A 23096-nucleotide genomic window follows, 5' to 3' on the forward strand; every position below is an offset into this window, starting at 1 on the left:
CCCGTCAGCCGCGGGTGAACCAGCACCGTACCGTCGTCCCCCGCTCGTCCGTGTGGACGCGTACGAGGTCGGCGACCAGGTTGACCAGGAGGAGCCCCCGGCCGCCGCGCTGGTCGCGGGGGGCGGGGCGGCGTCCGGCCAGCGGGTCGGTGAGGTGTCCGCCGTCGTGTACCTCGCAGACCACCTGGCCGTCCTCCGCCCACAGCCGCACCCGGCCCGAGCCGCTGCCGTGCACCACGCTGTTGGTCGTCAGCTCGGCGGTGACCAGCGCCAGGTCCTCCAGGCGGGTGCCGGTCAGCCCGAGCCGGGCCGCCTCGGCGGTGGCGAGGTGCCGGGTGCGGGACAGCGAGGCCGAGTCGAAGGCGAGGTCCCGGGCGCCCGGCACCGGCGGCAGCGGCTGGTTGTAGCGGGCGACGACGCCGTCGGGGTCGTAGGCGGCGCTGGGTTCCTCGCGTCCGGCGCGGATGACGGTGGGGTGGGTGGCGCGGGCGTCGGTGAGGACGTGGTCGTCGAGGCCGCGGACGTCGTAGGGGCACAGGACGGTCGCCGCCCGGCCCGCGAACGCGGCGTTGATCAGCGCCTCGTGCTGGGCGCACGCCGGGTACTCCGTGGGGGTGCGGCCCGTCCAGATCGGCTCGCCGATGATCCGCACCCGGTCGCCGGGCGGCTGGGCGTCGGCGAACGCGCGTAGCACTCCGGGAATGATCCGCCCGGGGTTGCGTCCGGCCTGGCACATGTCCAGCATCAGGACGGCGTCGGCGGCGTCCTCCAGGGCGTCCCGCAGCAGGGCGAGGTGGGCGCCGGGCACCGCCACGGCCACCGGCTCCCCGGCCGCCAGCCCGTCCCGGACGAAGGGCACCGTGGCCGCGAGGTACTCCCCCGGGCCGCCGTAGAAGAGGGCCGGGTGGCCGAAGGCGGCGGGCGGGGCGGACGACTCCTCGGGTTCGGTCACCGCAGTCATGACATCGCCACCTCGATCGCCGACGGGTCCCGCGCCGAGAGGCCGGGCCGGGTCATCCGTTCACACCTTTCCTGGGAGCGCTCAGACGATGCTCGTACCCGTCCGGGCCACCGTCAATCAGTCGTCGTCGCCGCCGGACGCGCGGTGTCCGGGTGTACCGCGACGGGCAGCGGGCAGGCGCACGCCAACGGGCGTCCTCCCCCCGTTGCCCACCCCCGCAGAGAGGCGGCAGGCACACGGCACGCGGCAGCAGGACGACTTGGACGGCGCGGAAGAAGGCGGTGACATGACCTCAACGGCACCCATGCCTACGGCATCACTCGGGCGGCGGAGCACCCTCGTCGTCGCCTGCCACACGGACGGGGGCCGAGCCGTGCTCACCACGCGCGGCGAGCTCGTGCACGGCTGTACCGACGCCCTGACCACGGCGCTGGACGGCCTCCCGACCGGCCTGTCCCGGATCGACGCGGACATGTCCGGGGTGGTCTTCATGGACACCGGGGGCCTGGACTTCCTCAAGGCGCTGCGGGACCACGGGGAGCGGTTGCTGGTCCCGGTCACGGCCCGGCACTGGAACGGCCAGCCGCGGCGGATACTGGAGCTCGCGGGCCTGGACACCACCGACCCGCTGCGCTCCCCGCCCCGCCCCGCCACGCCGCAGACCCCGAGGCCCTGCGCACCGGCGCCCGTGCCGTCGGCGGTGGCGCTGGAGCGCGCCGAGCAGTTGCACAGCCTGCGCGAGGAGATCGAGCAGCTGCGGTTCGCCATCGCGTCCCGGCCGGTGATCGACCAGGCCCGCGGCATCCTGATGGCCACCCACGGCTGCAGCTCCGACCAGGCGTGGGAGGTCCTGCGCGAGGCGTCGCAGCTCTCCAACACCAAGCTGCGCGCCGTCGCCGCCTCGGTCACCGCCAGCACGGAGCACCCGGACGGCCCGCCGCTCCCGGCGGAGCTGCGGGAGGCCCTGCGTACGGCCCTGAAGCGGTGGCTGAGCTGAGAACGGCCCCGGGGACGGTCGCCGTCCCCGGGGCCGCTGGCGGGTGGCCGGTCAGCCGGTGATCTCGATCTTCCCGTTGGCGTTGGCCTCGGCGGCGGGCGCGGGCGCGTCGTCACCGGTGCGCTGGGTGATGCCCTTCAGGAGCTGGGCGAGGTCGACGCCCGTGGTGGCGTTGAGGAGTTCCACGCCCTGGGCGACGTTGTCGGCGACGGTGCGGGAGAGCTGGCTGGCACCGTCGGTGGAGATGACGGTCATCTTCTCGACGGCGCTCAGCGGCTCGGACGCCTTGGCGACGACCTGCGGCAGCACCTCGACGAGCATCTGGAGCACCGCCGCGTCGCCGTACTGCGCGAACGCGTCGGCCTTCTTGCGCATGGCCTCCGCCTCGGCGGACCCCTTGGCGCCGATCGCCGCGGCCTCGGCCTCACCCTCGATGCGGACGGCCTCGGCGAGCGCGGCGCGCTGCGCCTTCTCGCCCTCACCGGTCAGGCGGGCCCGGTCGGCGGCTGCCTCGGCCTCCTTGACCAGGCCGATCCTGCGGGCCTCGGCCTCCTGCTCGGCCTGGTAGCGGGCGGCGTCGGCGGGCTTGCGGACCTTGGTGTCCAGCTCACGGTCGGTGAGGGCGGCCTGCCGCTCGGCGACCTTCTCCTGCTCGGCGAGGACCTCCTGGCGGCGGGCGGCCTCGGCGAGCGGTCCGGCGGCGTCGGCTCGGGCGGCGGCCTCGTCGGTCTCGGCCTTGATCTCGGCCTGCCGCAGCGCGAACGTCCGCTGGGCGACGGCGATCTCCTCCTCGGCCTTCAGCCGCGCCTGCTCGGCGGCCCGGCGGGCGACGGCCTCGGCGATGTCGGCCTCCTGCCTGGCGCGGGCGGCCTCGGGACGGCCGAGGTCCTCCAGGTAGGAGCCCTCGGTGGTGATGTCCTGGATCTGGAAGGCGTCGAGGACCAGGCCCTGCCCGGACAGGCTGGCCTCGGCCTCCTCGGCGACCTGCCCGGCGAAGGCGGCGCGGTCGCGGATGACGTCCTCCACGGACATCCGGCCGACGATCGCGCGCAGCGCGCCGGAGAGCACTTCCTGGGTGAAGCCGACGATGCCGTCCTGCTGGACGAGGAACCGCTGGGCGGCGGCCCGGATGGCGTCCTCGGTGCCGCCGACCTTCACGATGGCGACGCCTTCGAGATGGGCCTTGATGCCGCGCAGCGTGACCGCGCCCCGCACCGCCACGGGGATGTGCCGGGAGGACAGGTCGAGGGTGAACTTCTGCTGCACGAACGGGACGACGAAGACGCCGCCGCCGACGACGACCTTCTGCCCGCTGTTGTCGGTGAAGATCCGGCCGGTCTCGGGGTCGGTGGACTTCTTGCCGCGCCGCCCGGTGACGATGAACGCCTCGCTCGGCCCGGCCACCTTGTAGCGGGTGACGACGACGAGGGCGAGCAGGACGAGGAGTACGACGACTCCGATGACGGCGATGGTGACTGAACTCATGGTGGTTCCCCTCAGCCCTCCCCGGGGGACGGCGATTGACAAGGGTGAAGCGTGGAGTGGAAACGGGAGGGTCGACCGGGGTCAGCGTTCGACCTGGCGCACCGCGACCGCGGTATGGGAGAGCGTCTCGGCGACCCACACCTCGGTGCCGCGGGCCAGCGGCACCGGGCTCTTCGCGGCGAGCTTCACGGTCTGGCCCGCGAGGCGCACCAGCACCTCGCCGTAGCCGTCGGCCGGGATGGCGGTCACGACGGACCCGGCGACCCCGATCAGGTCGCCGCCGCTGGGCGCCGTACCGGAGCGGTCGTTCATCAGCGCGCGGCTGAGCCGGTAGGCGAGCCAGCCGGTGAGGAGCCCGGCGGGGATGCCGACGGCGGTGGCCGCGAGGGCGCCCAGGCCGGTGCCGCCCATGACGATCGCGCCGGTGAAGCCGAGCATGGCGACGAATCCGGCGATGACGGGCAGGGACAGCAGTCCGTCGAGGAAGCCGTCGAGTCCGAAGCCGTCGAGGAGTCCTTCGAGGATGCCGTCGAAGACCAGGGACAGGACGAGGAGGACGACCCCCACGATGCCGAGACCCAGAAACCAGGTCATCCGCCCCACCGCCTTTCCCGCTCCCCCGTGGCGCCCGTCACCCCTGTTGACGAACAGATGCTCGCAGGTGGTTCCAGGACGGCGCACTGCGTCCTTCCGGCAACGTACGCCTTCCGAACTTGCTTGCCTGCCGTCCCTGCTGGTGGCCGGGGTCGTCGACCCCCGTGCGTCGACCCCGGCCGGTCGGTGCGGCGTACGCGGTCCGTCAGTCCCGGTGTACGCCGTTCAGGGCTCCGCTCAGCGCGCCGTTCAGGCCGGTCAGCGGCAGGTCGGCGAGGCCGAGCTGACCGGCCTTGTCGAGCAGCTCCCGGACCTGGCCGGAGTGCTCGCCGGCGCCGTTCATCAGCTTCAGCAGCAGCGCCGACACGGTCATGTCCCGCACGTCGGAGGTGGAGACGGACCCGAGGATCCGCCCGAGGTCGTCGGTGAAGCTGGCGGTGCCGTCCAGCCAGGGCCCGGCCAGCGCCCGCGCGGTGTCGGAGTTCCGGACGAACCCGTCCACGCTCTTCCCGAGCGCGATGGACGACATCAGCCGGTCGAAGAAGACGGACTCGCCGCCGACGATGTTGATGTCCGCGCCCTCCAGACCGGTCGCGAGGACCGTCGCCTGCGCCTCGGCGACCTGCCGCTGCACGTCGAGCCCGGCGAGCCGGATGTCCTTCTCCGCCTCCAGGCGCAGCCGGTACTCCTCGTGCCCGCGGGACGCCTCGTCCAGGGCGGCCATCGCGGCGGCCTTCTCGGTGAGCCCGGCGGCCTCCGCCTTCAGCCTGCCGCTGATGGCCTCGGCGTCGGCGAGCGCCTTGAGCCGGGCGCCCTCGGCCTCCGCCCGCAGCCGTGCCTCGGTGGCCTCGGCCTCGGCGCGGCCCACCTTCTCGAGGACCTCGGCCTCCTTGTCCCGTACCTGCACCGCGGCCAGCCCCTCGGCGGCGGACTCGGCCTGGACGCCCTCGGCGAGCCGCAGCCTGGCGCGGGCGTCGAGGTCGGCGGACTTCAGCCGGGCCTCGGCGAGCGTCAGCTCCTCGGCGGCGCGGTGGGTGGCGGCCTGCTCGGCGGCCTCGGCGGCCTTGATGTCCTTGACCAGCTTCTGCTGCGCCTCCGCCTCGGCGGCGATGATGACGGCCTGCCGCTCCCGCTCGGCCTCCTCCACGGCCCGCAGCCGCTTGATGGACTCCTCCTGCTCGGCGACGGTGCGGTCCACGGCGACGCGCTCCCGGATGACCTCGGCGATGTCCCGCTTCTCCGCCTCGACCTCCTTGGACGCGGCGATCCGGGTCAGCTCGGTCTCCCGGTCGCGGGCGATGACCTCCAGGACGCGGTCCTTCTCGATGCGCTCGTTCTCGATGGCGATGACCCGCTCGCGGTTCTTCGCGGCGACGGCGACCTCACGGGCCTGGTTCTCGCGCTGCACGCCGAGCTGCTCCTCGGTGCGCAGGAAGGCGCTCTGCGCGCGCAGCCGCTCCTCCTCCACGACCCGCGCGGTCTCGGCCTCCTCACGGGCGCGTACGGTCTCGATCTCCCGGCGCTGCTTGGTCTCCGCGTCCGCCTGCCGCCGCTCCAGCTCCAGGATGGCCTCGCGGGCGTCGACGTTCTGCCGGGTGATCTCCTTCTCCTCGTGGCGCTGGAACTCGTTGGTGCGCACGTGCTCCACGGCGGTCAGCTCGGTGATCTTGCGGATGCCCTGGGCGTCGAGGACGTTGGCGGGGTCGAGCTGGGTGAGCGGCGTCTGCTCCAGGTAGTCGATCGCCGCGTCCTCCAGGTGGTAGCCGTTGAGGTCGACGCCGATGACCTCGATGATCCGGTACCGCAGCTCCTCGCGCTTGGTGTAGAGGTCGGTGAAGTCGAGCTGCTTGCCGACGGTCTTCAGCGCCTCGGAGAACTTGGCGTGGAACAGCTCCTGCAACGTCTCCCGGTCGCTGGCCCGGGCGGTGCCGACGGCCTGCGCGACCTTGACGACGTCCTCGACGGTCTTGTTGACCCGCACGAAGAACGAGATCCGGATGTCGGCGCGGATGTTGTCGCGGCAGATCAGCCCCTCCCGCCCGGCCCGGGTGATCTCGATGGTCTTCACCGAGATGTCCATGACCTCGGCCTTGTGCAGCACCGGCAGCACGACCTGCCCGGTGAAGGTCACGTCGACCTTGCGCATCTTGGAGACGATCAGCGCCTTGCCCTGTTCGACCTTGCGGAACAGCCGGGAGACGAGCACCAGCAGCAGCACGGCGGCGACGAGGGCGACGACGAGCACGCCGATGCCCAGGGTCATGGCATCCATGAGGAAGTCCTTGAAGTCGGTGAAAAGGGGGACGCTGCCGGTGTCCGGCATGAGAAACGCCCCTCGCGTTCTCGCGCCCCCATCCTGACCCAGGTCTCATGACTGCCGCATTGCCGACTCCCGGCAGTCTTGGCCCGTCGAGGAGTGCCGGACGACGCACACGCACCCCACCCCGTACCGCTTCACCACGCTTACATAAAACACCTGAAACCGGGATACCCGGCCGCCATGGCCAAACTCCACCTGCCAGGACGAAAGCATAACGCCGCGGAACCGGCCCCCGGGCCGGGACCCGAGGTGGAGCGTGACGCCCCGAGCGCACCCACGAAACTGTCGAAGGGCTCCTGGCGCGCGGTGCTGAAGGGCACCCTGCGGGAGTTCAAGGACGACGAGCTGACGGACCGCGCGGCGGCACTGACGTACTACGCGGTGCTCGCGCTGTTCCCGGCGCTGCTGGTCCTGGTGTCGCTGCTCGGCCTGGCCGGGAAGTCGACCACGGACAAGGTGCTGGAGAACATCGACCAGTTCGCGCCCGGCGCGGTCCGCGACATCCTCACCAACGCGGTCCAGCAGCTCCAGAACAACTCCGGCGTCGGCTCGATCATGGCGATCGTCGGTCTGGTGCTGGCGGTGTGGTCGGCGTCCGGCTACGTCGCGGCGTTCATCCGCACCTCCAACGCCGTCTACGACATGCCCGAGGGCCGCCCGGTCTGGAAGGTCCTGCCGGTCCGCTTCCTGCTGACCCTCTCCCTGCTGGTCCTGGCCGTCGTCACCGCGCTGATCGTGGTCCTCACCGGCAGCATGGCCGACCGGGTCGGGGACGCCCTCGGTATCGGGGACACGGCGCTGACCGTGTGGTCGATCGCCAAGTGGCCGGTCCTCGTCGTCCTGGTCACCCTGATGATCGCGCTCCTGTACTGGGCGAGTCCCAACGCCAAGGTGAAGGGCTGGCGCTGGATCACCCCGGGCAGCTTCCTCGCCCTGGTCATCTGGCTGGTCGCCTCCGCCGGGTTCGCGATCTACGTCGCCAACTTCGCCTCGTACAACAAGACCTACGGCACCATGGCGGGCGTCATCGTCTTCCTGGTGTGGCTGTGGATCACCAACCTGGCGATCCTGCTGGGCCTGGAGTTCGACGCCGAGACCGCGCGTCAACGGGCCGTCGAGGGCGGCCACCCAGCGGACGCGGAGCCGTACACCCAGCCACGCGACACGGCCAAGTGGGACGAGACGGACCGCCGCCGCCTGAACGAACCCTGACCCCGCCCCGCTCACACCGGCTCACACAGGAGAACCCATGTCGACTCAGCAGGCACCCCGTTTCACCGAAGTCTCCCAGAACGGCCACCACCGCTCCCACGAACAGCCCGTCGGCGAGCTGGTGCAGCAGGCGTCCCGGCAGCTCAGCGAGCTGGTGCGCAGCGAGATGCAGCTGGCCCGCGCGGAGATGGCCCAGAAGGGCAGGCGCTACGGCAAGGGCGGCGGACTCTTCGGCGGCGCCGGGCTCGTCAGCTTCCTGATGCTCCAGGCGGGGGTCGCCGCCGCGATCGCCGGACTGGCCGTACCGCTGCCGGTGTGGGCCGCCGCGCTGATCGTGACCGGGGCGCTCGGCCTGATCGCCGCGGTGCTGGCCGTGACCGGGAAGGCGCAGTTCAAGAAGGCCTCGCCCGCCGCGCCGGAACAGACCATCGCCAACGTCAAGGCGGACGTGGCCGAGATCAAGGGGAGCGCGCACCGATGAGCGGACAGACCAGCACCGAGGAACTGCGGGCCCAGATCGAGCACACCCGCGAGGAACTGGGCCACACCGTGGAGGCCCTGGCCCACAAGACCGACGTCAAGGCCCGCGCCCGGAAGAAGGCGGAGGAGGTCAAGCAGCAGGCGGGCGACCACCGCGCCGCGCTCACCGGAACGGCCGTCACGGCCCTGGGCGTCATCGCCGCGGTCGTCTGGCTGACCTGGCGACCGGAGAAGTCCGGGAAGTTCGGGAAGACCGGGAAGTTCGGGAAGACCGGATGGACCGAGGAGGCCGCGCGGGCCGTCAGGACCGCGAAGACTGTGAAGACCGGGCAGGTCGGGCAGGTCGGGAAGGTCGGAAAGACCGCTTGGGCCGAGGAGGCCGCGCGGGCCGTGAGGACCGCCAAGAACGGGAAGGTCGGGCAGGTCGGGCAGGTCGGGAAGACCGGCTGGACCGGAAGGAAGTGACCCGGTGAAAGCCTCCAAGCTCGCCTACAAGCCGGTCGGCCTGGCCCTGGGCGCCCTCAGCGGCGTGCTCGCGGGCGCCCTGTTCAAGCAGTCCTGGAAGGTCCTCGGCCACGACGAGGACGCCCCCGACGCCACCGACGAGGAACGCACCTGGCGCGAGGTCGTCGTCGCCGCGGTCCTCCAGGGCGCGCTCTTCGCGGGCATCAAGGCGGTCGTCGACCGCGGCGGCGCGGCCGCGACCCGCCGCCTGACGGGAACCTGGCCGGGCTGAGCCCCCCGGCCCCGCCCCGGCCCGCCGCCGGGCCACCGCCCGGCCGCCGGAGGTACGCGTGACGGTATATCCGTAGCCCGGACCTGCGCGGATTGGTCCACGGCACACTTTTCATCCGATCGGGTGCCGGACCAATCCGCACCCCGTCCGGCGCCGGATTCCCCACGTGACGGACGACGACAGGACTACGCGCACCCCCCGCCGCTGGGCTCGCCGGGCGCTGGCCGCCCTCAGCGGCCTGCTCGCCGGGTGCACCGCCCTGGCCGTCGCCGAACTGGTGGCGGCGTGGGTGAGGCCGCAGGCCGGTCCGGTCGTCGCGGTCGGCGGCGCGGCGATCGACCGCACGCCCGCCGCGGTGAAGGACTGGGCGATCCGCACCTTCGGCACCAACGACAAACTGGTCCTCCAGCTCGGCATCCTCACCGCCCTCGGACTCCTCGCGGTGGCGCTGGGCCTCCTCGGACTCCGCTACCGCTACGCCGGTCCCGCCGGGGTCCTGCTCCTGGGCGCCGTGGGAGCCGTCGCCGCGACCAGCCGCCCGGACTCCACCGGCCCCGCCGACGCGCTCCCGTCCCTGGTGGGCGCGGTAGCCGCCGCGCTGGTCCTCTACGCCCTTCTCGGCTGCCTACGCCCCACCCCCGCACCCCCGACCTCCTGGGACCGGCGCCGGTTCCTGACCGCGGCGACCGCCGTGGCCGCCGCGTCGGCCGGTGCCGGGCTCGGAGGCCGCGCCCTGAACGGCGACCGCGGCCGGGACGCGGCGGCCTCCCGCGCGAACGTCGTCCTCCCGCCCCCCGCCTCCCCGGCCCGCCCGGTCCCCAAGGGCGCCCGGCTACGACTCGGCGGCGTCAGCCCCTTCCTCACCCCGAACGAGGACTTCTACCGCGTGGACACCGCCCTGGTGGTGCCCAAGGTGGACGCCACCGCCTGGCGCCTGCGCGTCCACGGCAAGGGAGTCACCAGGCCCGCCACCCTCACCTTCGACGACCTGCTGCGCCGCGAACTGGTCGAGCGGGACATCACGCTCACCTGCGTCTCCAACGAGGTCGGCGGCCCGTACGTCGGCAACGCCCGCTGGATCGGCGTACGCCTGGCCGACCTGCTCGCCGACTGCGGTGTGCGACCGCCGTCCCGGGGCGGCCCGGCCGACCAGCTGGTGGCGCGCTCGGTGGACGGCATGACGCTCGGCAGCCCCGTCGAGGACGTGCTGGACGGCCGTGACGCCCTGCTCGCCGTCGGCATGAACGGCCAGCCGCTCCCCTTCGAGCACGGCTTCCCCGTCCGCATGGTCGTCCCGGGCCTGTACGGCTACGTCTCCGCCTGCAAGTGGATCGAGGACATCGAACTCACCACGTTCGACGACTACGACACCTACTGGGTCAAGCGGGACTGGGCGCGGCGGGCCCCGATCAAGACGCAGTCCCGGATCGACACCCCGAAGCCCTTCGCGCGGCCGGAGGCGGGGACCGTCATGGTCGCCGGAGTCGCCTGGGCCCAGCACCGCGGCATCGACAAGGTCGAGATCCGCGTCGACGACGGCCCCTGGCAGCCGGCCCGGCTCGCCGCCGAGGACTCCCGCGACACCTGGCGGCAGTGGTCCTTCCCCTGGCGGGCCACCAAGGGCGGCCACACCCTCACCGTCCGTGCCACGGACGGCTCCGGTGCGGTGCAGACCGAGCGACGCGCCCGGACCATCCCCGACGGCGCCAGCGGCTGGCACTCGGTGGTGGTCACCGTCGACTGAACCCTCGCACCCCGACCCCTGTCCCCTTCCCTAACAAACCCCTCAGGAGAGACCAGATCATGAACACCCGTATCCGCCGTATCGCCATCGCCGTGACCGCGTCCGCCGTCCTGCCGCTGGGCCTCGCCGCCTGCTCGGACGACGGCGGCGACTCCGCCACCTCGGACTCTGCGAGCAGCGCGACGTCCGCCCCGGCCGCGGCGTCCGACGCGGGCGAGGACGCCGCGGGCGAGACCGCGGCCATGGACGAGCCGTTCGGCCCGGCCTGCGCGTCCGTCCCCGAGGACGGCGCGGGTTCCTTCGACGGGATGGCCCAGGACCCGGTCGCCACCGCCGCCTCCAACAACCCGGCGCTGTCCACGCTGGTGACCGCGGTGCAGAAGGCCGGGCTGGTCGACACCCTCAACAACGCCGAGAACATCACGGTGTTCGCGCCCACCAACGACGCCTTCGCGAAGATCCCGGAGGCCGACCTGGACAAGGTCCTCAACGACAAGGAGCAGCTGACGAAGATCCTCACCTACCACGTCGTCGGGCAGAAGCTGGCCCCGGCCGACCTGGAGAACGGCTCCTTCGACACGCTGGAGAAGTCCCGGCTGACCACCTCCGGCTCGGCCGAGGAGTACAAGGTCAACGACTCCGCCAACGTGGTCTGCGGCAACGTCAGGACGGCCAACGCCAACGTCTACATCATCGACACTGTCCTGATGCCCGAGAGCTGACGAGTACGCCGGTCCGCCGGGCGCCCCCCGGCGGACCTCCCCTCCTCCCTTGAGCCCCAGGACGGAACCCGTGCAAGAGCCGATCTTCCTTGGCACCCCACCGCCCCGGCGGCCGGACCTCGAAACGCTGGTGCACGAGGTGGCCCGCGGCGACACGGACGCCTTCGCCGCCCTCTACGACGCCGTCGCCCCCGCCGTCCTGGGGGTGGTCCGCGCGGTGCTGCGCGATCTGGCGCAGTCCGAGGAGGTCGCCCAGGACGTCCTGGTGGAGGTGTGGCGTACCGCCCCCCGCTACCGCCCCGACCTGGGTTCCGTCACCAACTGGGTGCTCACCCTCGCCCACCGGCGCGCCATCGACCGGGTCCGCTCCGCGGAGGCGTCCGCGGCCCGCGACCACCGGGCCGCGGCGCTGGACCAGACACCCGAGTACGACGAGGTGAGCGAGGAGGTCGAGCACCGCCTCGAACACGAGCAGGTACGCCGCTGCATGCGCACCCTGACGGAGCTGCAACGCCAGTCGGTCACCCTCGCCTACTACCGGGGACTCACGTACCGCGAGGTCGCCGAACAACTGTCCGTCCCGCTGGGCACGGTCAAGACCCGTCTGCGCGACGGCCTGATCCGGCTGCGCGACTGCCTGGGAGTGAGCGCATGAACACCAAGGCCGACCCGCACACCCTCACCGGCGCCTACGCCCTGCACGCGCTGCCCGACGACGAACGCGCCCTGTTCGAGCAGCACCTGACGGCGTGCGCGGCCTGCCGGGACGAGGTGGCCGAGTTCACCGCCACCGCCGCCCGCCTCGCCGCCGCGGTCGCGGTGAGCCCCGCGAGCACCTCCAGGTCACAGGTCCTCCACCGCATCCGCACGGTCCGCCAGGCCACCCCCGTCCCCCGGCTCCGCACACCGTCCACGACCCTGCGCCGCCGGCTCCCCCGCCTCGCGCTGGCCGCCTGCCTGGCGGCGGCGACGGCGTTCGGCGGCATCGCGGTGTGGCAGCACGACCGCGCCGAGGACGCCACCACCCGGGCCCGGGAGGCACGCGGCCAACTGGACGACTTCCTCGCCGTCATGGGCGCCCCGGACGCCGAAACGCACTCGACCCGCCTGCCGGACGGCTCCCGCACCACGGTCGTCGTCTCCGCGAGCCGCGACCAGGCGGTCCTCCTCACGGACCTGCCGGCGCCCCCACCGGGCAAGGTCTACCAGGCGTGGTACCAGGTGGACGGCGACATGCGTCCGGCGGGCCTGGCGGCCACCGCTCCCGACACCGGCCAGGCCGTCATCCTCAAGGGCTCACCCAACGCGGCCTCGGCCGTGGGCCTCACCGTCGAACCAGCGGGCGGCTCCACCCACCCCACGTCCGAACCGGTCGCGCTGCTCAGCCTGCCGACCTGAGCCCGCTGGAGGGAACGACCACCGCACCCCGCCCTTCGCTTGACTGACCGGTCAACAATCTGCTAGATATTTGACCGGTCAGTCAAGTGGAGGGTTGATGACGAACGACACCCGCACCCGCCTCGTACGGACGGCGCGCGCGCTGATCCACGGTTCGTCGTTCGCCGAGGTCGGCATCGGGGACCTGTGCCGCGAGGCGGGGGTGCACCGCGGCAGCCTGTACCACTTCTTCCCCTCCAAGGAGGCCGTCGGCCTCGCCGTGCTCGACGCGAACTGGGAACTCCTCAAGGCGCTCCTGGACGAGGCGTTCGACAGCGAGGCCCCGCCACTGGAGCGGATCGACGCCTTCGTCGGCGGATTCGCCGGAATGCTGACCGCGGCCCGGGACCAGATGGGCGCCGTCCCGGGCTGCCCCATCGGCAACCTCGCCCTCGAACTGTCCGGACGTCCCGGTGAGGCGTCGGCCAGGATCGCGGAGATCCTGACGGCATGGCAGCGGTACTTCCGCGACGCCGTCGCCGAGGCCGTACTCGAAGGGCACGTCCCCGCGGAAGTCGACCCCGACGCGGCGGCACTGCGCGCCCTGTCCTACCTCCAGGGCGTCACCCTCATGGCCAAGGCATACGACAGACCCACGCTCGTCGCCGAGTCCAGGACGACGATCCGCACCTTGGTCCAGGCCCCCACCCCCTGAGCCCACCCATCCCCACGCGGGACTCCACTCTCCCCTGCCCATCGACTTGACCGAACGGTCAATCAAACAGCCGGACGCTCCCAAGGAGACACCTTGACCCCGCACCGTCCCCCACGGCACCCCGCCCCGGACTACCGCTTCGAACGCTTCAGCACCCGCCTGCTGATCGACGACATGACGTTCGGCCGCGACGCCCCCGGCCCCGGCAGCCGTCTGCCGGAGTTCGACCTGCCCACCCTGGACGGCGACCGGTTCGCCTCGCACGCCTTGGGCCCACGACCGGTGCTCATGGTCTTCGGATCACGCACCTGCCCCGTCACCGAGAGCGCCGTGCCCGTACTCAAGCGACTCCACGCCCGCTTCGGCGAGCAGGTCCGCTTCGTCCTGGTCAACACCCGCGAGGCGCACCCCGGACAGACGATCCGCCAGCCGACCACCGCCGCCGAGAAGTACCGGCACGCCCAGCGGTTGCGCCACCACCACGGCATCCCCTTCGAGGTCGCGGTCGACGACATCGAAGGCACCCTGCACCGCGCCCTCACCCCGAAGCCGAACTCCGCCTACCTCGTCGACCCGACCGGAACCATCACCTTCCGCGCCCACTGGGCCAACGACGAGACGGCCCTGCGGCAAGCCCTGGAACAGACGGCGTCCGGAAGTGCCGTACCCGGCCGCAGCAGGGCCATGGCAGGACCCCTGCTCCGCGCCGTCGGACACCTCCCGGGCATCGTCACCGCCGCCGGAAGCAGAACCGGCCACGACGTCTGGCGCGCGGCACCCCCACTCGCGGTCCTCGGCGCACTCTCACGCCTCTTCCCCCACCTCCCCACGGACCGACGGGGCCCCGCCGCCGCGACCGCCGCCCTGATCGTCTGCGCGGTGACGGCGGGCCTACTGGCGGCACTGCTCTGACACCGGCACGAGCAGTGATCCGAACAGGGTGCGTGAACAGGCGAGCACGGCTTCGGCGTCAGTGAGCGCCGCGGAGCTGCGGCGACGGGTTCGGGCTGGCGAGCCCGCGGCACCGGAGCGGGAAGCGAAGCCTGTCACCGCCGCCCGCGCGGGAACGCCGTCGAGACGCCGCGGGCGCACGTCGAGCGACCACGGTCACGTCGCGCCCGTCGACCTCACCCGTCGGCCGCGCCGACTGTGACGAACCCCCGGAACCGGGCGACGCCCGACCGTCTTTCAGGTGTCGTCTCCCTCGTGGGGTCCGTCGGTGACGGTACCGGGACGGCTCGCGCGCTGCCGCCGCGTTCGGCGCTCGTCCCCCGTCTGCCCGGCCGTGGTGGGCCGAAGGCCCTGCCCGAGCGCCCGGGGTCAGGGCGCGAGGTCGGCCAGCAGGTCCCCGAGCACCGCCTCCTCCTCGACCCGCACGCCGAGTTCGGTGAGGGCTGGGCGGAGTTCGCGGTCCCATGGGGCGGTGGCGGGTGTGCCGGTCAGGGGCGGGGCGAGCGGGGTGGCGGCGGCCGCGGCGCGGTAGTCGGCGGCCGTGTAGCGCCAGGGGCGCCAGGGGACGCGACGGAGCAGGGCGGTAGCGATGCGCAGGCCGCCCCAGTCGAAGTCGCCGTGGTAGAGCAGTGTGCTCCCGTGGGTGTGCAGGTGACGCAGCAGGGTGAGGGCGGCGGCCGAGGGCTGGCCCTGGAGGCAGACAAGGGGCGGGCTTACGGCGCCCAGGCTGTCGGCCGCGGCGCCGAGGACGGCGGGGTTCTCGCACACGTGGACTGCCGCGGGAGCCGTACGCGGGGGGAGGTGGGCGAGCTGGCGCAGTGTCAGGACGGCCGGCTCCCCGGTGCCCGCCGCCCAGTCGAGCGGGGGCGTGCCGCGCAGGCCCAGGGTGAGGACGGTGGAGGACAGGGCGTCCTTGAGGAGGCCCGCCGAGGCCCAGGCCTCACGGCGCCACTCGGCTCCGGTGCCGTCCGGGAAGCCGGTCAGGGCGCGGACGCCGGACAGGACGAGGGTCGCGAGCGGGGTGCCGTCGTCGAGGGCGTGGGCGTCGCCGAACGCGTCGGCGGCGAAGACGGGCAGGGACACGGCAGGCTCGGCCGGCAGGCGGCGCAGGGCCTCGGCCATGTCGTCCAGCAGCCTCTTCGCAGCCTGCGGAGTGCGGGCGAGCCTGCGGACGAGTCCGTCGCCGCGCAACCGGTCAGCCCAGGGGGCCAGTTCGGGTCTGACGGCACGGGTCAAGGTGTCGAGCGGGGCGTAGGCCTCCCGCCAGGCGTGTTCCTCCTGCTCGCGTACCTCGGCGAGGCGGGGGACGGGCCCGGTGAGGGCGGTGACGGCGGCGGCCAGGCCGTCGGGGCCGGCGCCGGAGCGGCGCAGGACGGCGTCCACCGCGTCGAGGCGTATGCGCAGTGAGCGTCCGGCGCCCGGGGCGCGGCCCAGCAGGCGTTCGGCGGCCTCGCGCTGTGCGGGAGTGGGGTCGGACAGGGTGACGGGTCCGGTGAGGGGTTCGTCCCGGGCCATGCGGCGGCGTACCCGGTCGACGAACCAGGCGAGTTCGGGGCCGCCGAGGAGGCGGGCCAGGCGGTCGCGGTCGCGGGGCGACGAGGCCCCGCCAGGCGGCGTGCTCGTGTTCTCGGTCACGCCCACAGGCCGTCCTGGTGCTCCGGAGCGGACGCGGCGGTCTGCGCGGGGAGGGTCATCAGCCCATGGCCGGGGTCGCTGCCCCGCAGCCGATGCGCGCCGTCCCACTCCCAGCGGGTCACCAGGACCGCCGGGATCTCGTCGACGCGGGAGAGCTGGGCGATGGCGATGCCCGGAACCTGCGGGTAGCAGGCCCATTCGCGTTCGGAGGTCATCACCACGTCCAGGTCGAAGGCGTGCAGCAGGCCCAGGCACTTGGCGCGGGAGTCGTCGTCGACGCCGGCGAAGGCCTCGTCCAGGGCGACCAGGCGGGGAGCGTGCGGTACGGCGGTGGCGTAGTGCGAGGAGGCCGCGGCGAACAGCGGTACCGAGACGGCGAGGACGCGTTCGCCGCCGGAGGCGGGTCCGGTGGCCGGGACCCATGTGCCGTGCTGGTGGCGTTCGATGCCGAACTCGTGCCAGGCCCGGTAGTCGAGGGCCGCGGTGAGCACCTCCAGCCAGCTGCCCGCCGTGTCCTCGGACTGCCGGCGGGCGATCTCGGCCTGCAGGAACTCGCCGACCGCCGCCCGGTCCCCGGGTGTCCAGGCGTCGGCGGACTGGCGCAGCCGCTCACGGGCCTGGGAGAGCCCCGCCGGCGCCTTGCGCGAGGGCCGCCAGAGCAGCCGCAGCCTCATGCCGGTGGAGGTGGGCCGCTCCTTGAGTTCCGCGTTCATGGCCCGCACCTGGCGCTCGGCGGCGCCGATCAGTTCCTGCAGGGTGCCGGCGACCTCGGTGATCAGGTGTGTTTCGAGGATCTCCCGTTCGTGCGCGGACAGGATGCGGGTCAGCTCGGCCACTTCCGCGGCGAGGGCCTCGGCGAGCTCGGGGACGGCGCGCTCGCGACCCTGGTAGACGATCTCGACGACCATGCCGTCCTCGACCATCCGGGCGGAGGCGCTGTGGCCGCCACGGGACAGGGCGTCCTGGAGTTTCTTGTACTCCTCGCTGAGCCGCTTCTGCACGCGCTCCCAGGCGCCGTCGGAGTCGTCGGTCCCGGACAGTTCGGCCTCGATCGCGCGGGCCAGCGCCACGGCCGGGGTGGCGGCCCACGGACCGGCGTCCAGGGGCGGTACGGCCACCTCGGGCAGGGCGACGGCCAGCAGCCCGGTGCCCGCGAAACGCTGGAGCGCGGCGATGGCCTCGGCGCGGGCCTCGGTCGCCTCGTGGACGTCCACTTCCAGGCGTTCGATGTGCCCGAGTGCCAGGTGGGCGCGCCGGTCGGCGGCCGTGTGGTCCTCGCGTGCCCGGCGCTGCTCGCGCTCGCAGGCGGCCAGCGCCCGAGCGGTCTCGGCGAGGCGCCGCTCCAGCTCCGCGACGGCGGCGCCGACGGTGGAGCGCAGGGTGGCCTGACGCTCGTCCGCGGCAGCCGCGAGGCGGGCCGACTCCTCGGCGCGCTCGGCCAGTTCGGCCACTCTGGCGCCTGCCCGTCCAGCCTCGGCGCGTTCGTCGGCGACGGCCCGCGTCGCGTCGGCGCGCTCGCGCAGCGCGGGCCACAGGGCGGCGAGGACGGCGGTGTAGTCGGCCAGCGCCTGGCGGACGGCGGTCAGGCCGGCCCGGTCGGCGGGCAGGTTCACCGCGGCGGCCGAGTCGTCGCGTTCGGTGGCGGCCTCGGCCTCCTGCCGGGTCACCTCGGCGAGGGCGGCGGCGCTCTCGTCGCGGCGGGCTCGGGCGCGGTGGGCGGCGTCCGCGGCCGCGGCGGCGAGGGCGTGCGCGTGGCGCAGCCCGGCGTCGTCGGGGACGCCGGCCAGTTCGGCGTCCAGGGTGCTCCGGCGCCGGGCGACCGTGGCACGCTCCGCTTCGAGGCGGCCCGTGTCCCCGTCCAGGGCCGCGAGCTCACCGCGCAAGGCGGCGATCCGGGCCCGGCGCGCCTCCTCGCGGGCGCCCTCGCCGACGTAGGTGGCTGCCGGTTTCCGCCAGCTGCCGGTCAGCGCGCCGACGCGGAAGCGGCCGTCCGCCGCCACCCAGGTGTCCCCGCCGGAGCCCAGGCCCACGCGGGCGAGCAGGCTGGCCACCATCTGCTCGCCCACGGCCGTCGATGGGAGTACCCCCTCTGGGGGAGGGTCGCCGTGGCCCACGGCGGGGCGCAGCACGTCCGCGAGAGTCGGCCCGCCCAGGGGAGCACCCGGCGCGAGCAGCGTGTCGTGTCCGTCCGCGTGCACGGCGGTGCCGTCCGGGCGCACCCAGGCGTCCAGCAGCCCGGAGGCCTCCAGCGCCGCCTCCAGGCCCGCACGTTCCGCGGCGGTGACGTGGTCGCGGAAGTCGACCAGCCGCCACAGGGGAGCCCCCGGGGCCTGGTCGCGGACTCCGGGCGTACGGGTGTGAGGCGCCGCGGGCCACCGCTGGCCGCCCGCCTCCAGACTGGCGAGCTCCCGCTCGGCCTCGGCACGCCGGGTCTGGAGTCCGGCCAGCTCCTGCCCCAGGGCGGCGGCCCGGTCGGCCAGGTGCGCCGCCCGCGCGCGGTGCGCCGCACCGGCCTCCTCCCGTGACGGGTACGGTCCCTGCAGGTGCGTCACCCAGTCCTGCAGACCGTCCAGCAGCCCGGCGGGATCAGCGACGGCCAGCTCCTCGCAGGTGTCCAGGTGGGCGCGGACGGCGGCGACGAGATCCGCACCCGCCGCGTCCGCGCTCTCCGCCGCCTCGGCTTGCCGCCGCGCGGTGTGGCCGGCCTCGGTCTCCGCCTCGTCCAGGCGGCGGGCGGCGGCGCGCCGTTCGGCGGCGGCCTGGTCGGCTCGGGCAGCCAGCTCCTCCACGTGGTCGATGGTGCGCCGTCTGCGGGCCACCGACTCCTCGGCGGCGCGTCGCAGTTCGGCCTCTGGCACGCCGTCGGTGCGCGGCTCGCCGTCGAGACGGGCCGCGGCTGCCGCGCCCCGCTCACGGGCCAGCATGTCCGCGACCTGCTCCTCGGCCGCCGCGAGCCGCCGCTCGGCCGTCCGAAGGCGGCCCAGCGCCCGAGTGTGCGCCTCGGCCGCCTGCCGCCGGTCCGCCTCGGTGCGGGCCAGCTCCCCCGCGGTGCGGCGGGCGTCGGCCGCCGCCTGCTCCAGTTCGCGGGCGCTGCGCATCTCGGGGCCTTCGCGCAGCGCCGCGTCCTGCGCCTTCAGACGGGTGGCGGTCTCCTCCAGCTGGGCCGTCCGCTCGGCCGCCGCCGCACGGTCCCGCTCGGCCCCCTCCCGCTCGGCGCGGGCCTGGGCGAGGTCGCGGTGCAGCTGTTCGTAGCGGGCGTGCTCGCTGCGGGGCAGCCGGGCCCTGCGGCGGGTGGCGACGCGGGCGTAACGCCGGTAGTGGTCGAGGAAGGCGGAGGCCGCGCGCTCCGCCTCGGCGGCCGCCCGCAGCTCCTCCTTCTCCTCGTCCAGGGAGCGGAACGCCTCGGCCACATCCGCGATCACCGCCTGGTCCATCGGCGGCAGCGCCTCGGTCAGCGCGCGGGACAGCGCCGCCTCGTTGGGACGCTTGGACAGCTGCGGCTGACGCAGCTGGACGAGCAGGTCGACGAGGGCGGCGTAGCGCCGCTCGCCGAGCCCGAACAGTGCCTCGTCCACCGCCCTGCGGTACGCCGTGGCCGTCTCGTACACCATGCCGTGCCCGGCGACCGCCTCGGCGAGCCGGTCACGCGACAGCGCGGTGCCGGTCGCGTCGAGCAGGCTGAGGTCCAGGCCGACGCGCTGGTCGGTGACCGCGTACCAGTGGCGGGCGATGCCTCGGCCCGCCACGGCTTTGAGTCCGCAGGCGAGGGTGCGGAAACGGGCCTGTCCGGTGTCCTCGTCCACGCGGCCGAACTCGATCCAGGTGTAGCCGAGCCGCTCGGGGTGCGGGTGCTCGCCGCCGAGCAGCAGGTTCCACTCCATGCGCTTGCCCGGGTCGGCGTCGGGCTCCACCCGGCGCGCCGACAGGTCGCCGTCCAGCAGGAACGGGAGGGTGAGGGCGAGCACCTTGGACTTGCCGGTGCCGTTGTTGCCGCGCAGCAGCAGGCGGCCGTCGCGGAACCAGAACTCCTCGGTGTCGTAGTAGAAGAGGTCGACCAGGCCGACGCGCAGTGGCCGCCACCGGCCGGGCGCGGGCTGGGGAAGGGCGGTCACGGCTGGGGGGCCTTTCGCTGGGCGTCGCGGGGGGTCTTACGGGACGTGCGGTCTCCCGGTTCCGCTACGACGGTCTCTCCGACCGCGTACCGCGCGAGCGCGGGCAGCGGGGCCGCGCCTCCGGGAGTGCGGGTCGCCAGTCCGAGCGCGGTCAGCTTGGCCAGCGCCTGCTCGACCAGCTCTCCTTCGGCGCCGGGCTGCTTGGCGCTCTTGGACCAGTACCCGCCGTGCTCGGCGGCCAGTTCCCGTACCCGGCGCTCCAGTTCGCCCCGGCTCACCTCGCCGTCCGCGGCGGCGAGGTGCTCGGCGAGCAGCAGGGTGACGTGCCCGTGGGTGCCCTGCTCCGGCATACGTACGTCGGTGAGGTCGTCCAAGGGGTCGACCATGGCGATGCCCTCGGCCCGTACCTCGGCGACCAGGCCGGTCAGTTCGGTGATCCGCGCGGTGAGGAAGGCGCGCTGGCGGGTCAGGTAGGCCAGCTCGTCGTCGGTCAGCTCGTCGTAGTACAGCACCGGGTCGTCGAGGAGGCGGCGGGTCAGCGTCTGGCGGATGGCGCGGAACCGCAGTTCGTCGCTGTCCAGGGCACTCTCCGCGGTGAGTGCGGCCAGCCGCTCCTCGAAGCCGTCGGCGGTGATCATCGACGGACCGTGGCGGGCGGCGAGCAGCCCGGCGAGAACCCGGCGCTCCACGTCGTACAGCACGTCGCCCGACCCGCTGACGTAGGCGTCCTCGTCCCCGGCGACCCGCCGCAGCACCCCGTACCGCAGCAGCAGCCGTACGACGGCGGCGAGGTCGAGGCGCTCGTCGCGCCGCTCCAGCGTGAACTCCAGCCCTGCGGCGGCGAGATGGGGGTCGGCGGCGTCCAGCACCACCTGCTCGGCGAGACGGCCGAGCGCGATCTGCGCCTCGCCGCGTTCCAGCGCGGCCAGCGCCAGGCACAGCAGCACGTAGCGGCGGCGGCTGAACGGCGCACCGGCGCGGGACGCCTCGCGCGCCGGGTGGGTCGGGTCGGCCAGGGTGCCGGGCGTCCTGCGCAGCCGGGCGGCCTCGGCGTCCACCCGCAGCGACCAGCCGGTGTTGCGGTCGAACCAGTCGCGCAGTTCAGCGGCGTGCTGTCGCACCAGGCGGTGGGCGTCGGCACGCGGACCGCGGGCGAGCAGCAGCGGCTCCTTCAGCAGGGCGCGGGCGGCCTTGTGGAACTCGGCGGTACGCCGACCGTCGAGCACCTCGCCCAGGGGCGTGGTCACCGGTGGAGTCTCCTTTCGACGGGCCTCGCGAGGCTCGGGGCGGGATGCCGGTGAGTGCCGGGACGACCGCCCGGGTTGGTCATCGTGCCTCCCGCACCGCGGTGCTCGGTGCTCAGGCTGAAGTCGATGATCTCGACCGTGTGGTCGGGCCCCCGGAACACCCCGCCCGGCGTGCGGATCTCCGCGGTCGTGCCGTCGTCCAGGGCGGTGAGCCGGACCTCCATCGTGCCGTCGTTGCTGGTCGCCTCGGTCGTCGTGACGCCGGGCCGCCACGTGGCGAGGGCGTCGCCGAGCAGTCCCAGGAACAGGCGGAAGGCCACCGGGTCGAGTTCTCCCAGCTCGGACAGCCGGGTGGTGCCGTCGGTCGCCAGCCGGGCGCGGGCGGCGGCGATCTCCTCCGCCTGCTGGGCGGCGATCTCCGCCAGCCGCCGCCGCTGTTCGGACCGGTCCTGCACGCGGCGCGGCTTGCCGCGCCGCTCGTAGCTCCCCGTGCGGCGCAGCTGCGGGCTGATCCGCAGCGGCTCGGCCTCGGCCCACGGGACCGACGCGGCCACCGGACGGGCGGCGCGCTCGGCGAGGGTGTCGGCGTCGACGGTGAGGTGGCGGGCGGGATAGAGCCCGAAGGCCGCGCGCCACAGCCGGTGCCGTGCCTCGTCGTCGGGGGCCTCGGCGAACCAGCGGGCCAGGGTGCGGAAGTCCGCGGACCGGTCCGAGCGTCCGGCCCGGCGCTCGTTCAGCTGCCGTACGACAGCGAGGAGCTGGGGGATCGCCCCCAGCGCGCGTCCGCGCAGCAGCCGTGCCTGCGACTCGCGGCCGTCCGCCGACACGAACCAGGCCGCGAGTCCCTCCCACTTCGCCGCCCACCGCTCGTGCGCCCGCGCCTCGGCGGTCTCCGCCTCGTCCGGAGCGGCGTCCCCCGCCTCCCGGGCCGCCGCCAGCCGCAGCAGCACGCCGACGCCGCCCTGCTCCTCCAGCTCGCCGATGAGCCGTGCGATCCGTCCGCCGAGGGTGATCAGGTCCTGGATGAACCGCTCCAGGTACTGGATCAGCCGGTCCTTGTAGGCGAGGAACACCTCCACCTCGACACCGTGCAGGTCGATGGTGCGCTGCAGCGAGCCCATGAACGCCCGCGCGTTCTCGGCCAGTGCCTCGAACCGGCTGGTCAGCGCGGACAGCGCCAGGTGCGCCTTGGCCGCGTCCGGCTCGCCCTCCTCCTGCTCGGCGGCGAGCACCAGCAGGGCTCGCAACTGCGTCACGATGTCGTGCAGTGCCACCGCCTGCAGCGCGCCGCGCCGCCCCAGCGCCTCGTCGTACGCCGACAGCGCCCGCTCGGCGGCCTCGCCTGCCCGGGTGAGCTGGTAGATGAAGCGTTTACGGTAGAAGTCCTCGACCGCGGTGACCCGGGAGGTGTCCGGGTCCGCCCGCAGATTGCCCCACTCCACGAGGCTGTCCAGCGCCTTGACCACGGCGTCCAGGTCGGTGGGCCGGTGCTCCCGGTCCAGCGCCGCGTGCACCTCCTCAGGCCGCAGATGCACGGCGAACCGCTCCTTGGCCGCCATGAACACGCCCATCACCTGACGGTAGAGGGCGGTGTGGGGCACGGTGAGGTGCGCGAAAGGTGCGTAGGAGGCGGGCTCGGTGGACTCGACGGGATGGGGTTCGGCAGGCTGTGACGTCATCGTCCTGCGATTCTCCCTAACGCATACCCCCTCACGGCAACCGTGGCCAGACATTCACGCAGGGTGTGCGTGCGCCGTGGGCCCCGGGGCGCCCAAGCCCCGGGTTCGGTAGCGGTGGCGACTGCCGCC

The 23096-nt window shown here is 73.8% G+C and carries 19 protein-coding genes; 11 read left to right on the plus strand and 8 right to left on the minus strand.

Annotated features, from left to right (window positions below; translation table 11 throughout):
• Positions 1 to 4: 4 nt before the first annotated feature.
• Complete coding sequence (locus ABZ659_RS11060; RefSeq protein WP_360216394.1) at positions 5 to 961, minus strand: anti-sigma factor RsbA family regulatory protein; 957 nt, start codon at positions 959 to 961, stop codon at positions 5 to 7.
• Positions 962 to 1265: 304 nt separating this feature from the next.
• Here ABZ659_RS11060 and ABZ659_RS11065 point away from each other — a divergent pair, with 304 nt between their 5' ends.
• A complete protein-coding gene (locus ABZ659_RS11065) occupies positions 1266 to 1958 on the plus strand; it encodes an ANTAR domain-containing protein (RefSeq protein ID WP_360216397.1) in 693 nt (230 codons plus the stop codon).
• A 51-nt stretch (positions 1959 to 2009) separates the two neighbouring features.
• Here the strand turns inward: ABZ659_RS11065 and ABZ659_RS11070 are convergent, their stop codons facing one another.
• The 3 genes from ABZ659_RS11070 to ABZ659_RS11080 form a co-directional block, all read right to left on the minus strand.
• Positions 2010 to 3443 carry an SPFH domain-containing protein gene (locus tag ABZ659_RS11070; protein ID WP_360216400.1) on the minus strand — a complete coding sequence of 478 codons (1434 nt, stop codon included), beginning with the start codon at positions 3441 to 3443 and terminating at the stop codon, positions 2010 to 2012.
• A gap of 81 nt (positions 3444 to 3524) precedes the next feature.
• Positions 3525 to 4037 carry a hypothetical protein gene (locus ABZ659_RS11075; RefSeq protein ID WP_360216403.1) on the minus strand — a complete coding sequence of 171 codons (513 nt, stop codon included), beginning with the start codon at positions 4035 to 4037 and terminating at the stop codon, positions 3525 to 3527.
• Between the two features lie 205 nt (positions 4038 to 4242).
• Positions 4243 to 6309 (minus strand): flotillin family protein, encoded by a 2067-nt coding sequence (locus tag ABZ659_RS11080; protein WP_360216888.1) that lies wholly within the window; start codon positions 6307 to 6309, stop codon positions 4243 to 4245.
• 228 nt (positions 6310 to 6537) lie between these two features.
• On the opposite strand from ABZ659_RS11080, the gene ABZ659_RS11085 reads away from it, so the two are divergent.
• From ABZ659_RS11085 to ABZ659_RS11130, 10 genes are all read left to right on the plus strand, one after another.
• Entirely contained in the window at positions 6538 to 7569 is a 1032-nt protein-coding gene (locus ABZ659_RS11085) for a YihY/virulence factor BrkB family protein (protein WP_360216406.1), read from the plus strand.
• Positions 7570 to 7606: 37 nt separating this feature from the next.
• Complete coding sequence (locus ABZ659_RS11090) at positions 7607 to 8050, plus strand: phage holin family protein (RefSeq protein ID WP_360216409.1); 444 nt, start codon at positions 7607 to 7609, stop codon at positions 8048 to 8050.
• Positions 8047 to 8514, plus strand: a complete 468-nt coding sequence (locus ABZ659_RS11095; RefSeq protein WP_360216412.1) for a DUF3618 domain-containing protein — start codon at positions 8047 to 8049, stop codon at positions 8512 to 8514. The genes ABZ659_RS11090 and ABZ659_RS11095 overlap by 4 nt, the downstream gene beginning before the upstream one ends.
• A 4-nt stretch (positions 8515 to 8518) precedes the next feature.
• Positions 8519 to 8785 (plus strand): DUF4235 domain-containing protein, encoded by a 267-nt coding sequence (locus ABZ659_RS11100; protein WP_360216415.1) that lies wholly within the window; start codon positions 8519 to 8521, stop codon positions 8783 to 8785.
• Between the two features lie 166 nt (positions 8786 to 8951).
• Positions 8952 to 10529 carry a molybdopterin-dependent oxidoreductase gene (locus ABZ659_RS11105; protein ID WP_360216418.1) on the plus strand — a complete coding sequence of 526 codons (1578 nt, stop codon included), beginning with the start codon at positions 8952 to 8954 and terminating at the stop codon, positions 10527 to 10529.
• A 59-nt stretch (positions 10530 to 10588) separates the two neighbouring features.
• A complete protein-coding gene (locus tag ABZ659_RS11110) occupies positions 10589 to 11251 on the plus strand; it encodes a fasciclin domain-containing protein (protein ID WP_360216421.1) in 663 nt (220 codons plus the stop codon).
• Positions 11252 to 11321: 70 nt separating this feature from the next.
• Positions 11322 to 11906, plus strand: coding sequence for a sigma-70 family RNA polymerase sigma factor (locus ABZ659_RS11115; protein ID WP_360216424.1), 585 nt, complete (start codon positions 11322 to 11324; stop codon positions 11904 to 11906).
• Positions 11903 to 12649, plus strand: coding sequence for an anti-sigma factor (locus tag ABZ659_RS11120; RefSeq protein WP_360216427.1), 747 nt, complete (start codon positions 11903 to 11905; stop codon positions 12647 to 12649). Before ABZ659_RS11115 ends, ABZ659_RS11120 begins: the two co-directional genes overlap by 4 nt.
• 97 nt (positions 12650 to 12746) lie before the next feature.
• A complete protein-coding gene (locus ABZ659_RS11125; protein ID WP_360216430.1) occupies positions 12747 to 13343 on the plus strand; it encodes a TetR/AcrR family transcriptional regulator in 597 nt (198 codons plus the stop codon).
• A gap of 93 nt (positions 13344 to 13436) precedes the next feature.
• Positions 13437 to 14255: a TlpA disulfide reductase family protein gene (locus tag ABZ659_RS11130; RefSeq protein ID WP_360216433.1), complete on the plus strand. Its 819-nt coding sequence runs from the start codon at positions 13437 to 13439 to the stop codon at positions 14253 to 14255.
• 408 nt (positions 14256 to 14663) lie between these two features.
• On the opposite strand, the gene ABZ659_RS11135 is transcribed toward ABZ659_RS11130, so the two are convergent.
• Genes ABZ659_RS11135 through ABZ659_RS11150 form a run of 4 tightly spaced genes read right to left on the minus strand, consistent with a single transcriptional unit; the run spans position 14664 to position 22967 of the window.
• Complete coding sequence (locus ABZ659_RS11135; RefSeq protein ID WP_360216436.1) at positions 14664 to 15929, minus strand: TIGR02679 family protein; 1266 nt, start codon at positions 15927 to 15929, stop codon at positions 14664 to 14666.
• Positions 15926 to 20041: a TIGR02680 family protein gene (locus tag ABZ659_RS11140; protein ID WP_360216439.1), complete on the minus strand. Its 4116-nt coding sequence runs from the start codon at positions 20039 to 20041 to the stop codon at positions 15926 to 15928. Before ABZ659_RS11140 ends, ABZ659_RS11135 begins: the two co-directional genes overlap by 4 nt.
• On the minus strand, positions 20038 to 21288 hold the full coding sequence (locus ABZ659_RS11145; RefSeq protein ID WP_360216442.1) for a TIGR02678 family protein: 1251 nt from the start codon (positions 21286 to 21288) through the stop codon (positions 20038 to 20040). Before ABZ659_RS11145 ends, ABZ659_RS11140 begins: the two co-directional genes overlap by 4 nt.
• On the minus strand, positions 21285 to 22967 hold the full coding sequence (locus tag ABZ659_RS11150) for a TIGR02677 family protein (RefSeq protein WP_360216445.1): 1683 nt from the start codon (positions 22965 to 22967) through the stop codon (positions 21285 to 21287). The genes ABZ659_RS11145 and ABZ659_RS11150 overlap by 4 nt, the downstream gene beginning before the upstream one ends.
• Positions 22968 to 23096 lie beyond the last annotated feature (129 nt).

Origin of the sequence: Streptomyces sp. NPDC006997 (assembly GCF_040635175.1) — a bacterium.
In the GTDB taxonomy this organism is placed as follows: Bacteria; Actinomycetota; Actinomycetes; order Streptomycetales; family Streptomycetaceae; genus Streptomyces.